The 16,613-nt window shown below is 40.8% G+C and carries 15 protein-coding genes and 1 tRNA gene; all 16 read left to right on the top strand.

Annotated elements, in window-relative coordinates; all coding sequences use genetic code 11:
• Position 1 precedes the first annotated feature (1 nt).
• The 16 genes from WC496_04355 (at position 2) to WC496_04280 (ending at position 16,612) form a co-directional block, all read left to right on the top strand.
• Positions 2–775 (top strand): prepilin-type N-terminal cleavage/methylation domain-containing protein, encoded by a 774-nt coding sequence (locus WC496_04355; GenBank protein ID MFA5292249.1) that lies wholly within the window; start codon positions 2–4, stop codon positions 773–775.
• Positions 776–817: 42 nt separating this feature from the next.
• Positions 818–1,573: a ComF family protein gene (locus WC496_04350; protein MFA5292248.1), complete on the top strand. Its 756-nt coding sequence runs from the start codon at positions 818–820 to the stop codon at positions 1,571–1,573.
• A gap of 50 nt (positions 1,574–1,623) precedes the next feature.
• Positions 1,624–3,201 carry a murein biosynthesis integral membrane protein MurJ gene (murJ, locus tag WC496_04345; GenBank protein ID MFA5292247.1) on the top strand — a complete coding sequence of 526 codons (1,578 nt, stop codon included), beginning with the start codon at positions 1,624–1,626 and terminating at the stop codon, positions 3,199–3,201.
• Between the two features lie 128 nt (positions 3,202–3,329).
• Positions 3,330–5,693, top strand: coding sequence for a hypothetical protein (locus WC496_04340; GenBank protein ID MFA5292246.1), 2,364 nt, complete (start codon positions 3,330–3,332; stop codon positions 5,691–5,693).
• 249 nt (positions 5,694–5,942) lie between these two features.
• On the top strand, positions 5,943–6,116 hold the full coding sequence (locus tag WC496_04335) for a 4Fe-4S binding protein (protein ID MFA5292245.1): 174 nt from the start codon (positions 5,943–5,945) through the stop codon (positions 6,114–6,116).
• A gap of 51 nt (positions 6,117–6,167) precedes the next feature.
• Positions 6,168–6,242 (top strand) — tRNA-Glu (locus tag WC496_04330).
• A 484-nt stretch (positions 6,243–6,726) separates the two neighbouring features.
• Complete coding sequence (locus WC496_04325) at positions 6,727–7,704, top strand: NAD-dependent 4,6-dehydratase LegB (GenBank protein ID MFA5292244.1); 978 nt, start codon at positions 6,727–6,729, stop codon at positions 7,702–7,704.
• Positions 7,697–8,794, top strand: a complete 1,098-nt coding sequence (locus tag WC496_04320) for a LegC family aminotransferase (GenBank protein MFA5292243.1) — start codon at positions 7,697–7,699, stop codon at positions 8,792–8,794. Before WC496_04325 ends, WC496_04320 begins: the two co-directional genes overlap by 8 nt.
• A gap of 12 nt (positions 8,795–8,806) precedes the next feature.
• Positions 8,807–9,442 carry an acetyltransferase gene (locus tag WC496_04315; GenBank protein ID MFA5292242.1) on the top strand — a complete coding sequence of 212 codons (636 nt, stop codon included), beginning with the start codon at positions 8,807–8,809 and terminating at the stop codon, positions 9,440–9,442.
• 2 nt (positions 9,443–9,444) lie between these two features.
• On the top strand, positions 9,445–10,449 hold the full coding sequence (neuB, locus tag WC496_04310; protein ID MFA5292241.1) for an N-acetylneuraminate synthase: 1,005 nt from the start codon (positions 9,445–9,447) through the stop codon (positions 10,447–10,449).
• Complete coding sequence (gene neuC / locus WC496_04305) at positions 10,449–11,609, top strand: UDP-N-acetylglucosamine 2-epimerase (GenBank protein ID MFA5292240.1); 1,161 nt, start codon at positions 10,449–10,451, stop codon at positions 11,607–11,609. The genes neuB and neuC (WC496_04305) overlap by 1 nt, the downstream gene beginning before the upstream one ends.
• A 34-nt stretch (positions 11,610–11,643) precedes the next feature.
• Entirely contained in the window at positions 11,644–12,354 is a 711-nt protein-coding gene (locus tag WC496_04300) for an acylneuraminate cytidylyltransferase family protein (GenBank protein ID MFA5292239.1), read from the top strand.
• Between the two features lie 50 nt (positions 12,355–12,404).
• Positions 12,405–13,499, top strand: coding sequence for a nucleotidyltransferase family protein (locus tag WC496_04295; GenBank protein MFA5292238.1), 1,095 nt, complete (start codon positions 12,405–12,407; stop codon positions 13,497–13,499).
• Positions 13,496–14,650 (top strand): UDP-N-acetylglucosamine 2-epimerase, encoded by a 1,155-nt coding sequence (gene neuC, locus WC496_04290; protein MFA5292237.1) that lies wholly within the window; start codon positions 13,496–13,498, stop codon positions 14,648–14,650. Before WC496_04295 ends, neuC (WC496_04290) begins: the two co-directional genes overlap by 4 nt.
• A gap of 48 nt (positions 14,651–14,698) precedes the next feature.
• Entirely contained in the window at positions 14,699–15,736 is a 1,038-nt protein-coding gene (locus WC496_04285; protein ID MFA5292236.1) for a class I SAM-dependent methyltransferase, read from the top strand.
• Between the two features lie 21 nt (positions 15,737–15,757).
• Positions 15,758–16,612 (top strand): class I SAM-dependent methyltransferase, encoded by an 855-nt coding sequence (locus WC496_04280; GenBank protein MFA5292235.1) that lies wholly within the window; start codon positions 15,758–15,760, stop codon positions 16,610–16,612.
• Position 16,613 lies beyond the last annotated feature (1 nt).

Below are 16,613 nucleotides of genomic sequence, written 5' to 3'. Positions count from 1 at the left end.
TATGTATAAAATCAGAAAACAAAAAAAAGCATTTACGCTTGTTGAACTGCTGGTTGTTATTTCGATAATCGCGATTCTGCTTGCAATGATTATTCCTGCGCTCGGCGGCGCAAGACAACAGGCTAAAACGGTTATTTGTACCTCAAATCTTAAACAGTTTGGGCAGGCGTTTGGTATGTATCTGGCAGATTACAGCGGAAATGTTTTTATGCAGGCATACATCGGCAAAAACGAACAGGGTGAATTAGGAACTTTCTGGTATTATGGATTTGAGCCGACATACGCTTCCAGCCTGCCGGAAGGCGAACGCCCGCTTTTTAGGAAATACGCAAAACTGTATCCTTATATAGAGCAGTATGATTCGATTGAAATATGTCCGGCTTTTCCCTATGGCAGCGGCATGTACAAACCCAAATATAATACGAAATGGATGACTTATGGAATCAATGCCAATTTAAGCCTTGATAGAAGGGGAGAAACGCCGAAGTACATAGATTTGGATAATCAGGTCAAATCACCTCAAAATCTTTTGATTTTTGCAGACAGCGCACAGGTAAATACTTTTCAGTCTCCGGCCAGTCCATCCAACCCGATGGTCGAGGAATGGCATTATGTTGAATCTGGTAAACCATTTATTCATTTCAGGCACAACCAGAAGGCTAATATTCTTTTCGGGGATGGGCATGTCTCGGCATCGAAACCTGAAAAAGACAGCATTGACAGGAGAATGCCGGAGCTTAACATAGGCAGGTTTGATAAAGAAATACGATTCTAAATTTTCTTTATTTTTCCATGCCTGTTTTTTATAATCTCTTATGTGAATAAGCTGATACATGCGACAGCGAGTTATCTTAAAAACGCCCGGCAGCTTTTCTGGCATAATTACTGCCGATGCTGCAATCAGATTATTTCTGAGGACGATAAACATTTCTGCTCCGACTGCTGGTCGCAAATGGCCCCTTGCTTCGTTGACAGTTTCTGCCGGCGATGCGGCAGAGAACTCGGACCGTTCGGACATTTGCCCGACGGCTGCGCAAAATGCCAGGAAGAAAAATTTCATTTCGATTCCATCGCCTGCGCAGGGATTTATAAACAGCCTTTGAACGGCCTGATTGTGAGATTTAAACTTGCCGACAAGACACATCTTTTGCCGGTATTGACGGATTTCGCTCAGAGTGCCGTATATAAAGCGGATTTTTTTCAATCGGCCGATTACATTGTTCCTGTGCCGCTTCACTGGCGGAGAAGATTTCAGCGGGGGTTCAATCAGTCCGCACTTATCGCTAAAAGTTTAAAACTCGGCGATGCGAAATTTAATACTGATATTGTTAAAATTCGCCATACCGATGACCAGACCGCAGTTACGTTTGCGGCAAGAAAAAAGAATTTGCGGGGAGCGTTTGCCGTCAGAAAAGGACACAATTTCAAGGGTAAAAATGTTTGCCTTATCGATGATGTCAAAACCACCGGTGCGACACTGAACGAATGCGCAAAGGTTTTAAAAGAAGCCGGTGCCGAAAAGGTTTTTGCGTTTGTGCTGGCTGTTGCGGGGCAGAAGGAATTTAATAGTTGATGCTCATTAGCCGTTGCAAAAATTGTTTCCTGCGGATATAACCTTTCTAAATGTTTAAAGGATTCAGACAAACAGTTATTCTTACGATAATCAGCCGCATAACCGGTTTGCTGCGTGATATGGTTTTCGCATTCTTTCTCGGTGCGACCGAACTGATGGACAGTTGGGTGATTGCTTTTACAATTCCCAATCTCGCCCGCAGTCTTTTCGGTGAAGGCGCCGCGTCGAGTTCTCTTATCCCTGTTTACAGCGAGGAACTTGCCAAAGACCGCCAATCATCGGACAGGCTTGCTTCAACGGCATTGACAGTTGTTTTTGTGATACTTTCGGGCATTGTTCTGGCCGGCGAAATAATTATCTGGATTTGGTACGGTTTCTTTTCTCCGATGCCTGCGACTACGCTTAAGCTTATGCTGACCGGCATAATGCTGCCCTATATGACGCTGATATGTCTCGAGGCGATTGCAGGGGGAGTATTGAATTCGCATCGGCATTTTATGGCGCCGGCATTTGCACCGATAATCCTGAACGTTGTTATGATAGTATCATTGTATTTCGGCAGCTGGCTGCTTACCAATAATCTCAACGGACAGGCATATTTTCTCGCCTGTTCGGTTATCGTGTCAGGATTTTTACAGCTTTTCACTCAGCTGGTACCTCTTAAATTCATGGGCGTTCAAATAAAACCGGCCTGGCATATACAAACCGAGGCCTTTAAAAAAGTAATGCTGCTTATGGGGCCGATGATTCTCGGTCTTGTCGCGACACAGCTAAATACGCTGATGGATAAATTTATCGCGCTATGGTTTTCAAGCTCGGCGGAAAAGGGTATGAGCTTTATTCTTTTCGGCAGAGAAATCGCATATCCCATGCATGCCGGAGCGGTTTCACGATTATTCTATGCCCAAAGGCTTTATCAGTTTCCATTCGGGGTTTTCGGTATCAGTCTCGCTACGGTCGTATTTCCGGTTATGAGCGCAGCTGCGGCCAGAAAAGATTCGGCTTCGCTTTGCGTAACAATCGCAAGGGGCATTAAAGGAGCAATCTTTGTTGCTTTTCCGGCGACTGTCGGTCTGATTCTGGTTCGTAAGCCCCTGATTGGTATTTTATTTGAGCGGGGCAGATTTACCTCTGAAGATACTATTTTTACCGCTTCTATTCTCGTATGTTATTCGATAGGACTGACCGGATTTTTTATGCAGCAGATTTGTTCCAAGGCCTATTATTCGACACAGGATTCACGAAAGCCTATGCGAACCACTCTGCTGACGGTGGCATTGAATTTGATACTTAATCTTATATTTATATGGCCGATGGGTGCCGCCGGACTTGCGCTTTCGACGAGTCTGTGTTCGTATCTGCAGGTGGGTATTCTTTTAAAGGGTCTTGCGAAAAAATTCGGCAGGCAATTATTCGACGGCGTGGATATTGAGATTATAAAAATTACAGTCAATACGGTGATTATGTGTTTTGCCACTATTTTTGCAATGAAACTGACCGGGCATCTGCCGCAGCTTATTCAAATAATAATTGTTGTTGCCGTGGCATCTGGGTTGTACCTCGGCGGAGCGGCAGCATTGAAAATCGAGATGCTTTCACTTATAACCGGTCGTAAGTCTATTAAATAAAAGGTTTACGGCCTAAATATATTAAATACCTGTCGTTTTTTTATGCTTAAACGCTTAATTTGTAGATGTTTAGAGCCGATATGCCGATATAAGAATTAAATACTAAAAAAACTGACTACACAGGCAAGATGAATAGTAAAAAGACGAGAATTCTGGTGATTTTTATAATCACAGCGGCGGCTGTTGCGGGTTTTGCCCAGCGGCAGGGGGAACAATTGTTTTCATCTCAGACGGCCCAGGCGTTGTACGATACGGGTTATGAACTTTATACGAACAAGGATGCCGGTTTTCCTGAGGCAAATCAGGCGATGATTTTTTTCAACGCTGCGATTAACTTAGACGGGCGAGCGAATTATGTTCTGCCTGATATAATTAATATCGCATGGCAGTACCCTGCGGGAGATTTTGCCGATGCAGTACAGTTCTCGCTTAATAATTATATAGATAGTACCAGCGACCTTGAGATTGTATCAAGAGCGGTTCAATATCTTCTTGAAAAAGTTAGCAGTCGGGAAGAGCGCGAACAGCTTTTGCAGGATATGCTCGATAGATATGGCCAAAAAAATCTGTTTTTTGCTTCGGAACTGTTGACTCAACTTGGTTTTTTTAAGGCAGAAACCGCTGATATTAATGAAGCCCAAAGATATTTTATGCAGGCATATATCGCTAACGGGTACAACCGTTTAGCATTCAACAAACTTGTAGAACTTATCGGAACCGGCGGTGGACAACTCCCTGATATTGTTTATCTTCAGAGTCTTCGTTCTGCTGTAAAGGCCAATCCTGTTGATTTAAAGTCGGCTTTTGATTTTGCGCGGCTGTCCGAGTCAATTGGCGTGTATGAGCCTGCTGCGGCAGGGTATCGATACTGCACTCAATTATATAAATATTTCAACCCTGCCGGTCCGCTGCCAGCGGAGTTTTACAGGCCATGGATGCTGAATTGTTATAATAAACGTGATTACCGTCTCTGCCAGGAGATTCTGGAACAAGTCCGCGGTTATGGTGTGTTTGATATAATGGTCGAGGCGATTGCGGCGGCTTCCGCAAAGCAGGGCGGCGATATACAAGGCAGCCAGACCATTCTTGACAGTCTCGAAAAACGGGCCGACAAAATTCTTACGGGACAGATTAAGGCGTCAGCCGGCGAACTTCAGGATTTCGCGTGGCTTTTTAGTTTCGCCGTGGATGCAAATTCCCAAGACATGCTGACATGGGCGACAAAGGCTTATGACGCTGATAGTAATTCTGTCAGTGCGGGTTCATTTTTTGCCTATGCCCTTGTAAAAAATAATCAAATAGAACTTGCCAAACCGGTGCTTGAAAAAATCGGTACAGATACACAGACTTCGCTAATCGCACGAGCGGAAATATTTGCCGCCGAGAAAAACACTGAGTCAGCGATAAATATGTTCAAATCCGCGGTGAATGTAGCCTCCGGTAATTTCGAGGCGCAAAAAGCAAAGGCCAGGCTTAAAGAACTCGGTTCCGAATATGTGCCGTCAGTCGACCTGGATGCGATTGTAACGGTGTTGAGAAATGATTTTGGTCCGACATTTTTCGCGGATTTTGTTCCGCCTGAAAAAATGATAACGACAGAACTTAAAACAGGAGGTACCGCTTTTGCGTACGGCAGCCCGATAAACAGCCAGCTTGCAATAGTTAATAATAGTTCGGAATCGCTGGTTATTTGTCCGGATGGGATATTTAAGGGCAATATTCGTGCAGATATCCGCGTAAGCGGCGATTTATCCGATAAGATTGATAATTTTATCGTAAAGACGGTTCGTCCATCAAATGAAATCAAACCCGGCCAGGCTTTGCTTGTTCCATTGCAGCTTATAACGGGCAGATTAAAGTCCATTATGGATTGTCACCCGCAGGCGGATTTGAATCTGGAAATAACCGTATATATAGACCCCCAGGTCGGATCAGACGGACAAGTTCAAAACTTTTATGGTACACAACCGGCAAAGGTGGTTTTAAAAAGGCGCAAGCTCGACCTGAATACTGAGTATTTGCAGCAGAGATTTGATTCGATGAAGAGGGGCCAGCAGGGCCAGAAAATCAAGTCTGCTCAGCTTTTTGCCGGACTCCTTGCCGAACAGCAGAGGCTGTCCCAGATTGGCACGAAATACAAGTTTGTATATGCCGAGCCGGAACTGCTCACTTCGGCTCTCGCAAAGTGCCTGGCAGAAGATGACTGGATTCTGAAAGTACAGACTATGGCTGTACTGATGCAGGTTAAGCTTGATTACAGACTTATTGAGACTGTCTCGGCTCAATTAGACAATCGTTATTGGCCGGTCAGGCTTACGGCGGCTTTTATTCTTTCTGAAAATCAGGGGAAGGATTTTTTACCTGTTTTGAAGTGGATCGTCGAGAATGACAATAGCCCTATAGTAACGGATATGGCAACGGCACTATCAGGGGGCGAAATAACCGTTAATAAGAAGACCGCAGACGCAAATATGCCCGAAACTTCCTTGTAATAGCCGGTAAAACAGGGTTGATTTTTACTGGTCAATCACGCACTTGTTTATCCGATATAGCCCTTAAATTCAGTTTTTGTCTTTAAACCTTTGCTTTACTGGAGTTATAAACTCTAAATTTTTATTTTTTTGACGGTTATTTTAGGGAAAATTTTGTTGTCAAACAGACTTTACTTTTGTACGATTTCCGCCTCAAATGGATTTTAATGTAAGACTTACCGGTTGCAATATTTTTGAAAGGGTTTATTTATGCCGGCAAAAGTAAGTGAAGAAAAATGCACAGGCTGCGAAGCGTGTATAGATGCCTGCCCAGCGGAAGCGATAAAGATGGTTGATGGCAAGGCAGTAGTAGATGCGGACACTTGCGTTGACTGTGGTGTTTGTGTTGACGAGTGCCCTGTAGAAGCGATAGAGATGGAATAATCTCCCGGCTGCGGCCGGAATATAAGTTCAGAAAGGATTAATTTGAGTACAGGCCCCATCGTCTAGGCCGGTCCAGGACACCGGGTTTTCAACCCGGCGACAGGGGTTCAAATCCCCTTGGGGCTACATTTGAAACGGCTAATAATGCGGTTTTATACGTGTTATAGCCGTTTTTTTTGTTTATAGTTGTCTACTGAAATATCTGAGTTTCTACTGTCATTACACAAGCTGGCACACAAACTTTTTCCGCTGAAAATATTGCCAAAGTCCGGCAGAAAACTAATTGCTTTTTGCTCTGTTCATGGCAAGGCCCTTGCATAAACATCATAAGTCATACGAAAATCTGAATGACGAGCAAGTTTCCGGACTGCCTTAGCGGAGGTCTGACTGTTCGCAAACCAGGAGATATAGGAATTTCGCAAGCTGTGAAAACAGATTTCGTTTCCGTCCCCGTCTGTCAGCGGTATTGTAATTGACGCCGGACATTAAAGAGTCTATTATATTTTAGAAATGAAGTTATCTGGTTCTTTAAAAAATCGGATGGTACCGACGGAGACGGAGTTTAGACATTTTCAGCTAAAATAAAAAATCCAAGAATTCAGGATGAATTATGAAAGTTTTAGTAACAGGAGCAGGCGGATTTATTGGTTCTCATCTTACTGAGGCACTCGTAGAAAATGGTTTTTCTGTAAAAGCTTTTGTAAGATATAATTCAAAAAATAACTGGGGCTGGCTGGAGCAATCAAAATATAAGGATGAAATAGAAGTTCTCTGTGGAGATATTAGAGATTATGATTTCGTCTTTAAAGCTGTTAGAGGATGCGATAGTGTTTTTCATCTTGCTGCCCTAATCGGTATTCCCTATTCATATATATCCCCCATTGCTTATATTGAAACTAATATCCTCGGTTCATATAATATCCTTCAGGCCTCTCGGGAATGTCAGTTAAAAAATGTTATAATCACATCTACGAGTGAAACTTACGGTACAGCTCAGTATGTTCCAATTGATGAAATTCATCCGAAAGTTACCCAATCGCCGTATGCAGCTTCAAAAGCAGCGGCCGACATGTTGGCAATCAGCTATTACAGGTCATTTCACCTGCCCGTAAAGATTGTAAGGCCTTTTAATACATATGGGCCGCGGCAATCAGCAAGGGCAATCATTCCTGCAATTATCACTCAGCTTTTATCTGGTGCAAAAGAAATAAAACTTGGCGGACTTTCTCCAACGAGAGATTTGTTGTTTGTGAAAGATACCGTAAATGGTTTTATAGAAGCAGCCAGCTCAGAAAAAACTATCGGAGAGGAAGTAAATATAGCGACTCAGAGCGAAATATCCATCGGAGAGTTGGCCCAGAAAATAGTTGATATGATAAATCCAAAGGCGAAGATAATTAGTGAACCGGATAGAATACGGCCTGATAACAGCGAAGTCAAAAGGCTGTTAGGCAGTAATGAAAAAATAAAGAAAACAACTAATTGGAACCCTGAATACGACCTTCCAAGAGGTTTAAAGGAAACCATCGACTGGTTTAGAAATGAAGAAAATCTGCGATTGTATAAGGCAAACATATACAATGTCTAAATCCATATTTTTGGATGCTCCCAACTTAAGCGATATAGAAAAACAATATATTGCCAAAGTTATTGATAGCGGTTTTGTTTCTACTGTAGGGCCTTTCGTTTCAGAGTTTGAAAACAAATTTGCCGAATATCTGAATGTAGAAAAAGCCGTTTCAACTCAAAGCGGTACGGCAGCTTTGCACATAGCACTTTACGAACTGAATATTGGGAAAGATGACGAAGTAATTGTGCCGGCTCTTACCTTTGTCGCCACCGTCAACCCTGTACTGTATGTAGGCGCAAAACCTGTAATTGTTGACGTTGACCCTGTAACATGGACTATTGACTTAAATGCTGTAAAAAAAGCTATAACGCCGAAAACAAAAGCTATCATTCCTGTTCATCTTTATGGTAATCCGTGTAATATGGATGAAATATGTGATATTGCCGACAGGTACAATTTGCATGTCATTGAAGACGCGACAGAGAGCCTGGGTGCAATTTACAAAGGACGACAGACCGGTACTTTTGGGGATTTTGGCTGTTTTAGTTTTAATGGGAATAAGTTAATCACCACCGGCGGGGGCGGAATGGTAACCGGCAGGGATATTAAAAAGCTGGACCATATAAAATTTCTGGTAAACCAGGCGAGACAGGAATCAAAGGGGTACTATCACCCTGAGGTTGGATTTAACTACAGGATGACCAATATAGCGGCATCATTGGGGCTGGGCCAAATGGAAAGATTGAACGGTTTTTTGGCTCAAAAGAAGGAATTCAATCGCATATACCGCCAGGAGTTGGAAGATATTGATGGCATTGTTTTTCAGGGAGAATATGAAGGCGCTGAAAGTTCCTGTTGGCTTACATGTGTTATTTTTAAGGATGATATAAATATAACTGAGCTGCAAAAGAAACTAACGGACAAAAGCATTCCTACGAGAAGAATATTTATGCCGGTTGTTGAATTCCCTCCCTACAAGACATACAGGAACAGTGATTATGAAAATGCGTACAGTATATATGAAAGGGGACTCTGCTTTCCGAGTTCGACACTGAATTCAGAGGATGACATATATTACGTCTGTAAAATATTAAGAGAGTTAATTTAAAACATATCAAATATGAAGAAGAGAAAGATTATACTAATAGGCGGCGGAGGGCATTGCAGGTCGTGTATTGATGTTATTGAAGCGGAAGATAAATTTGAGATAGCGGGAATCGTTGACGTACAGCAAAAATTAGGCGAGAAAATTTCGGGATACAAAATTATTGCTTGCGATAAAGACCTGCCTTTATTGTCAAAAGAACAAAAATATTTTCTTATTACGATCGGGCAGATAAAGAATCCCGATAAAAGAAGAGATATGTTTAAATATCTTAAAAAGTTAAAAATAGAATTACCTGTTGTCGTATCTCCTTTTGCTTATGTTTCAAAAAACAGTTTTATTGGCGAAGGAACGATTATTATGCATAAGGCATTTCTAAATGCCGGAGCGGCCATTAGGAAAAATTGTATAATTAATACGGGAGCAATTATAGAGCACGATTCCATAGTAAACGATCATTGTCATATTTCAGTGGGAAGCGTTGTAGGCGGTAATTGTACTATAGAGGAAGGAACATTTGTTGGCGGTAACAGTGTAATAGCAAATAACATTCAAATAACAGGGGGAGTAGTAATAGGTGCGGGCGCCATTGTTGTAAAATCAATTACGAAGCGTGGAACTTACGTCGGAAATACGGCAAGAAGATTGTAACTATGCATAAAGTTTTTGTCATAGCAGAGGCCGGTGTTAATCATAATGGCTGTGTTGAGATAGCCAGAAAAATGATAAATGCGGCTGCAGATGCCGGTGCTGATGCTGTAAAATTCCAGACTTTCAAAGCAGAAAGTTTTGTAAGCAAATTTGCCCCCAAGGCAAAGTACCAGAAAAAAACAACCGGAAATTCTGAATCACAGTTCGATATGATAAAAAAACTGGAATTAGATGAGAATGCACATAAAAAACTCATCAAATATTGTAAAAAAAAGAAAATAATTTTTATGTCTTCTCCCTTTGATTTGAAGAGTATAGATTTGCTTAATAAATTAAGGCTCGAAATATTCAAAATTCCATCAGGAGAGATTACAAACCTTCCTTTTTTGAGAAAAATAGCAGTCCTAAAAAAGAAAATAATACTTTCAACGGGCATGGCAGATCTAAGGGAAATTAAAGAAGCACTAAGTGTTTTAATAAAAGGGGGCACAAAAAAAGAAAATATAACTATTCTGCATTGTAATACTGAATACCCGACTCCTTTTGAGGATGTAAATCTTCTCGCGATGCTTACTATAAAGGAAAAGCTGAAAGTCAAAGTCGGATATTCGGACCACACCCCCGGAATAGAAGTTCCAATAGCAGCAGTTGCGCTTGGCGCAACTGTTATTGAAAAGCATTTTACGCTTGATAGAAATATGAATGGCCCTGACCATAAAGCATCTTTAGAGCCGGATGAATTGAAAATAATGGTAAGTGCGATAAGAAATATTGAAAAAGCGTTGGGGGATGGTGTCAAAAAACCATCTCCATCAGAGTTGAAAAATAAGCCGATAGCAAGAAAAAGTATAGTTGCAGCAAAAGATATAAAGCCAAAGGAAATGTTCACAGAAAGAAACCTCGCTGCCAAGAGACCTGCGGCGGGAATGTCTCCAATGAAATGGGACAGTGTGATAGGTAAAACTGCAAAAAAGTTTTTTAAAAAGGACGAACTGATAGAACCGTAATGAGAAAAGTTTGTGTTATTACCGGCTCAAGGGCAGAATACAGTCTTTTAAGACCCTTGATGAAAGAGATTGAAAAAGACACTGAGTTGCGGCTTCAGTTGATAGTAACGGGTATGCACTTATCTCTTGAGTTCGGGTCAACCTATAAGGCAATAGAAGCAGATGGATTTGCTATTGATAAAAAGATAAAAATTCTTTCTAAGGTTGATACGCCGGTCGGGATTTCAAAATCGATGGGGTTGGCGATAACAGGTTTTGCAAAGGCTTATGAAAGGCTGAAACCAGTTATTATTGTTGTGCTTGGTGACAGATTCGAGATTTTCGGCGCTGTTGCAGCAGCACTTGTCAGCAGAATTCCTGTAGCCCATATTCATGGCGGAGAAATAACGGAAGGCGCGTTTGATGATGCTATGAGGCATTGTATTACCAAGATGAGCCATCTTCATTTTGCATCTACAAAAGAATATAGAAAGAGAGTAATTCAGCTTGGCGAATCGCCTGGCAGGGTATTCAATGTTGGAGCATTAGGAGTTGAAAATATAAAGAGAATGGAGATGTTGTCCATGAATGTATTAGAAAGAGAACTAAGGTTTAAGTTCAAGAAGCATAACCTGTTAGTTACTTTTCATCCGGTAACATTGGAAAATAACACATCAGAAAAACACTTTCAAGTCCTGCTTAATGTTTTGGATAGATTAGAAGATACGGGCATAATTTTCACGAAGTCAAATGCCGACCCGGGTGGAAGATTGATTAATAAAATGATTGATAAATACATTTCGAAAAATAGTTCTAAGGCAGCAGCATTTACGTCATTAGGCGGCCAGAGATATCTTTCTTTGATGCGGTATGCAGATGCAGTTGTAGGTAATTCATCGAGTGGAATTGTAGAAGCACCAAGTTTAAATGTTGGAACAATTAATATAGGCGACAGACAGAAGGGACGCGTAAGAGCTGAAAGTGTAATTGACTGTCAATGCAAACAGAGAACTATCTTAAAAGCCTTTGAGAGATTGTATTCACGGGAGTTTCAATCACTGCTTAAAAAGGTAAAAAATCCTTATGAGGGGGATGGTAACGCGGCTAAGAGTATAAAAGATAAGATTAAAAATATTGACTTGAGCAATCTTATTAAAAAGAAGTTCCATAATATTATATAATTACCGAGGGTTGTAAGCAGTTAGGTATAAAGCTATGAAAGTGATATCGATAATTACTGCCAGGGGCGGCAGCAAGGGACTGCCTGGGAAAAACATCAAATCTTTCGGAGGCAAGCCTTTAATTGGTTGGACAGTGGAGCAGGCAAAAGGAAGCAGTTATATAGATGATATTGTGGTGTCGACCGATGCCAGGGAAATTGCCGCTGTTGCAGAAAAATTTGGGGGACGTGTGCCGTTTTTAAGACCTGAATCGCTTGCACAGGATGATACTCCAAGTATTGACGTTGTGATAAATCTGCTTAAGCAACTTGAACAGACAGAGAAAAATCTGCCCGATTTTGTAGTTTTACTTCAGCCGACTTCTCCACTCAGAACTTCTGCAGATATCGATGCGGCTTTTGAAATGTTATTGGCGAATAAATCCGCCAATGCAGTAGTGAGTGTTGCTGAAGTTTCGGAAAATCCATACAGCATGAAGATGTTAACGAACCAGGGATTTATTAATAATTTCATAACGCACGGGAAAGAATATCATCGAAGGCAGGATGAGCCGGCTGTTTATAAATTAAATGGAGCGATATATATTTGCAGGACGGATGTATTATTGCAAAGTAAAATCTTTCTGCCTGAAAAGACGTTGGGTTATATTATGCCTAAAGACCGTTCCATTGATATAGATGATATTGTTGATTTTAAGCTGGCGGAATTAATATTTATGGAAAAAAAGGCGGGAAAGTCATTATAAAGTTTTTATTTGGATATTATATTTTATTGTAAGACAGGATTGTTAGGCAAATGATTTCCAGGGATAATCAGCAAAAAAAAGAAATTCTCTTAAAGGTTAAAATATCATCAGATGCGAGTATTAAATCGGCACTGAAAAAAATAGACCAGGCCGGTCTGGCTATTTTATTTGTCTGCGACAAAGAAGACAAATTGGAAGGCGTTATTACAGATGGCGACATAAGACGCCAAATATTGAAGGATGGAGACCTGACGCAAAAGATTGAGATATGCTGCAATCGCTCGCCGGTAGTATTTAAAAAAGGCAAATATACTCTGGAACAGGCCAGGAAAACTATGCTGGAAAAGACAATCGAAGTAATCCCTGTTTTGGACGAAAATAATTATATTGTAGATTTGCTTTTCTGGAGAGACCTCTTTGAGGACGAGTCGAAACACATTAAAAAGATAGATGTGCCGGTAGTGATAATGGCGGGAGGCAAGGGTACGAGATTGGAGCCTTTTACGAAAATACTGCCCAAGCCGCTTATGCCCATAGGCGAGAAACCGGCCATAAGAATAATAATAGACAGATTCAACCGATACGGCGTAAATCACTTTTATGTGACACTGAATCATAAAGGCGAGATGATAAAGGTTTATCTTGAAAGTGCACAGAACGATTTCGATGTAGATTACATCTGGGAAGAACAGTTTCTTGGTACTGCAGGCGGTCTTAAACTTCTGCCTTTAACAATAGGGGATACTTTTATAGTCTCCAACTGTGACGTGATAGTGAAAGCAGATTACTCAGATTTACTTAGATTTCACAATGACAGTAGAAATCTTTTGACTGTTGTTGGTGCAATATATCATCACCAAATTCCTTATGGCGTCATTAATTTTGAAAAAGAGGGCAAGATTAAGCACATTAAGGAAAAACCGGAATTTGATTTTACTGTGAATACCGGAATGTATGTTATGTCATCAAAGGTTCTGGAATTCATTCCCAAAGATAAGAATTTCGATATGACAGATCTTGTCGCAGTTCTTTTGGATAGTAAAAAAAATGTAGGAGTATATCCTGTATCTGAGAAATCATACGTAGATATCGGCCAATGGAAAGAGTACAGAGAAGCAATAGATAAATTAGGTTTATTTGAATGAAAAAAAGAAAAATATGTGTGGTAGTGGCAAGCAGGGCGAATTATGGCAGGGTAAAGTCTGTCCTAATGGCTATTGAAAAAGACACTCGTTTGGAACTGCAGCTTATTGTCGGAGCATCTACTTTACTTTATAGATTCGGCAAAGCAGTAGAAATTATACTAAAAGACGGATTCAAACCTGTCAGGAAAATCTATTATGTTCTTGAAGGTGAAACATTAGCTACACAGGCAAAGTCGACAGGCTATGGCATTGTGGAATTATCTACTGCTTTTGAGGATTTGCAGCCGGACATGGTAATAACCGTAGCAGACAGGTTTGAAACAATGGCTACGGCGGTTGCTGCGGCATATCTTAATATTACACTTGTGCATATCCAGGGCGGCGAAGTAACGGGCAACATTGATGAGCGGGTCAGGCATGCAATCACAAAATTGTCAGACATTCATTTTGTCGCGACAGAAAAAGCCAGAGAAAGAATAATTAAAATGGGGGAAAACCCGGACCGCATATTCAACTACGGCTGTCCGGCTATGGACTTATTGGCAAATGAAAACCTGAGTATCAGCAACGATATAATGAAGAGTTATGGCGGTACAGGCAAAACGATAGATTGGTCGGAACCTTATATTCTTATTGTACAGCATCCTGTAACAACCAGTTACGGGCAGGGATTCAAACAGATAAGTCAGACATTAGAGGCTTTGGGGAAATTTAAAAATATTAAAAAAGTCGTACTTTGGCCCAATGTCGATGCGGGTACAGATGATGTTTCAAAGGGCATCAGAGTATTTAGGGAAGCTAACAAGGAAGAGGATTTTCACTACTTTAGAGGGTTTTCGCCTGAACATTATGCCGCTGTATTAAATAATGCAGTTTGCTGCGTTGGAAATTCGTCGTCCTTCATAAGGGAAGGCGCATTTTTGGGAACGCCGGTTGTTATAATTGGAGACAGACAGCAGGGCAGAGAGTGTGGGAAAAATGTAGTTTTCGCTAACTATGATAGCAATGAAATTGCCAATGCTGTTGCGAATCAGTTGAAACACGGCAGATACTCTCCGAATAAATTATTTGGCGATGGCAACGCTGGCCAAAGAATAGTGGAGAAAATAGCGACGATTAAAATTGATAATAACAAAATATTGACATACTAATCTAAAAATAGACCTGAATAAAATTAATATACCAAAAGATTAAAACTTATGGATTTGGAACTGAGAGAACTATATTTTCAGATACTTGAGGAAGAGTTGGCTGAATTGACGGACTCAAGGACAGGGATGTTAAATGCAAAATATTCAAAAATTATCGATTGTCCTTTGTGTAAATCGCCAGTTGGGAAACAAAGAGAATTGTTTGTGAAAAGAGGGTTCACTTTTGTAAGGTGTGAAAACTGTGGGATGATTTTTGTTAATCCTCAGGTTGTTCCGGAATCTTCGAGGGAACGCTATGACGATTCCAGAGCGAATAACTTATGGGTTGAAATACAGGAGTCGGCAAAGGAGCAGGCGTGGAAAAAAGGTTATTATGCAGAACAAATTCAGTTGTTGAAAAAGTATATTGACAAGCCAACCCTGAATTTAATTGATATAGGGTGTTCATCCGGGCATTTTTTGGAGATTTCGAAGAAGCATCAGCCGGAATGGTCCGTAAAGGGTGTCGAATTAAACTCCAAAGCCTGCTATTATGCAACTCAGAAAAATCTGGATGTCGAACAGAAATTATTAAGCGAACTCGACGAAAATCAAAAATTCGATGTTTTTACCTTATTTGGTGTTCTTGAGCATTTATCCGACCCGTTGACGATTTTAAAAGACATGAAAGACCACTCAAAAGACACTTCATACGTTCTGGCTATAGTTCCGAACGCTTATTCCTTGTATTGTATGTTCCTGCAGAGCAAAAGTGTAAGTTTTGATGGAAGAAACCATCTGTTATATTTTTCAGGGAAAACACTTCACAGCCTGTTTCAGGACAACGGCTTCGAAATTATCCATCTGGATACGGTGTTAACCGGACTTACTAATATAAAAAGGCAAATTCAATGGCTTGACCCTTATGAAAGTATTGACGGTACAAAGTATATACCGGAAGAAATCAGACATTTTTTGGAAAGCGGCGAAGTTGAAGATTTGATATTACAATATAATTTAGGGCTGAGACTTAGAGTACTGGCAAAGTTCGAAAAAAACAATGAAAAAAACGGGGAGCGGTGCAGCAAAAACTGCAAAACACTCTGAATTATAAAACAATAAACTGCAATGAAAAACCATAAACACAGCGAAATTAATCCATTCGAGAGAAATTGGCAGCAGAGAAAGGAATCGTATTACACCCATTGGACGAAAGGTGAAATACTCAATCAGGTTCAGTTAGCTTTCAGAAACCACTGGAGCCTTTTAGGAGAATTAATGAAGGACTCCCGCTTCAATCGGGGCAGGCGAGTGCTGGAAGTCGGCTGCGGCAGGGGCAGTCTTTCATGTTATTTTAGTGATGCAGATTATGATTGTACGCTGCTGGATATTTCTGAGAGTGTCATTAATATCGCACAGGAAATCTTTAGAGCTAATAATCTAAAGGCAGAATTCATGGTCGGCGATGTTAATGCCTTGCCTTTCAAAGATGCATCCTTTGACGTTGTTTTCTCCATAGGTTTATTGGAACACCTCAGGGATATTGAGATTTCAATTAAAGAGCAGATTCGCGTACTGGCTGATGGAGGTTTGTTTTTGGGGTACGTCGTACCAAACTATTCAGACAATATTCAAAAAGATTATGAGTGGATAAACGACATTTTGAAAGGTTATGCTGAGAATTTCGAAAATTCCGCCATAGCAAAGGAAGATGTTTATCGTTCAGATGCTGGTACTGAGAGTTATTTGCCTATTTTAAAAAAATACAAATTGAAAAATATTCAATCGAGCGGTGTCTATCCCTTGCCGATGATTTCTCATTCCATAAAGTTTCCGTTTACGCTGATGCCGGAAGAAAGCGAAAAAGCTTTAGTTAAACAATTGCAGAAGATGCTGACAGAAAACGGCCATAAGACCGGCAAACATCCCTGGCTTTGTGATGAAGGGTATGGACAGGCCTTTATTGTCTGGGGATATAAATAGT

It is taken from the genome of Phycisphaerae bacterium (assembly GCA_041652575.1).
Lineage (GTDB): Bacteria > Planctomycetota > Phycisphaerae > Sedimentisphaerales > UBA12454 > UBA12454.
Note: the sequence above shows the minus strand (reverse complement) of the source record. Positions and strands in the feature narration are given on the sequence as shown.

What these genes read in the sequence shown, in the direction of transcription:
- WC496_04355 (MFA5292249.1), top strand. Translation starts at nt 2, where the DNA reads ATGTATAAAATCAGAAAACAAAAAAAAGCATTTACGCTTGTTGAACTG.
- murJ (MFA5292247.1), top strand. Translation starts at nt 1,624, where the DNA reads ATGTTTAAAGGATTCAGACAAACAGTTATTCTTACGATAATCAGCCGC.
- WC496_04340 (MFA5292246.1), top strand. Translation starts at nt 3,330, where the DNA reads ATGAATAGTAAAAAGACGAGAATTCTGGTGATTTTTATAATCACAGCG.
- WC496_04335 (MFA5292245.1), top strand. Translation starts at nt 5,943, where the DNA reads ATGCCGGCAAAAGTAAGTGAAGAAAAATGCACAGGCTGCGAAGCGTGT.
- WC496_04325 (MFA5292244.1), top strand. Translation starts at nt 6,727, where the DNA reads ATGAAAGTTTTAGTAACAGGAGCAGGCGGATTTATTGGTTCTCATCTT.
- WC496_04320 (MFA5292243.1), top strand. Translation starts at nt 7,697, where the DNA reads ATGTCTAAATCCATATTTTTGGATGCTCCCAACTTAAGCGATATAGAA.
- WC496_04315 (MFA5292242.1), top strand. Translation starts at nt 8,807, where the DNA reads ATGAAGAAGAGAAAGATTATACTAATAGGCGGCGGAGGGCATTGCAGG.
- neuB (MFA5292241.1), top strand. Translation starts at nt 9,445, where the DNA reads ATGCATAAAGTTTTTGTCATAGCAGAGGCCGGTGTTAATCATAATGGC.
- neuC (MFA5292240.1), top strand. Translation starts at nt 10,449, where the DNA reads ATGAGAAAAGTTTGTGTTATTACCGGCTCAAGGGCAGAATACAGTCTT.
- WC496_04300 (MFA5292239.1), top strand. Translation starts at nt 11,644, where the DNA reads ATGAAAGTGATATCGATAATTACTGCCAGGGGCGGCAGCAAGGGACTG.
- WC496_04295 (MFA5292238.1), top strand. Translation starts at nt 12,405, where the DNA reads ATGATTTCCAGGGATAATCAGCAAAAAAAAGAAATTCTCTTAAAGGTT.
- neuC (MFA5292237.1), top strand. Translation starts at nt 13,496, where the DNA reads ATGAAAAAAAGAAAAATATGTGTGGTAGTGGCAAGCAGGGCGAATTAT.
- WC496_04285 (MFA5292236.1), top strand. Translation starts at nt 14,699, where the DNA reads ATGGATTTGGAACTGAGAGAACTATATTTTCAGATACTTGAGGAAGAG.
- WC496_04280 (MFA5292235.1), top strand. Translation starts at nt 15,758, where the DNA reads ATGAAAAACCATAAACACAGCGAAATTAATCCATTCGAGAGAAATTGG.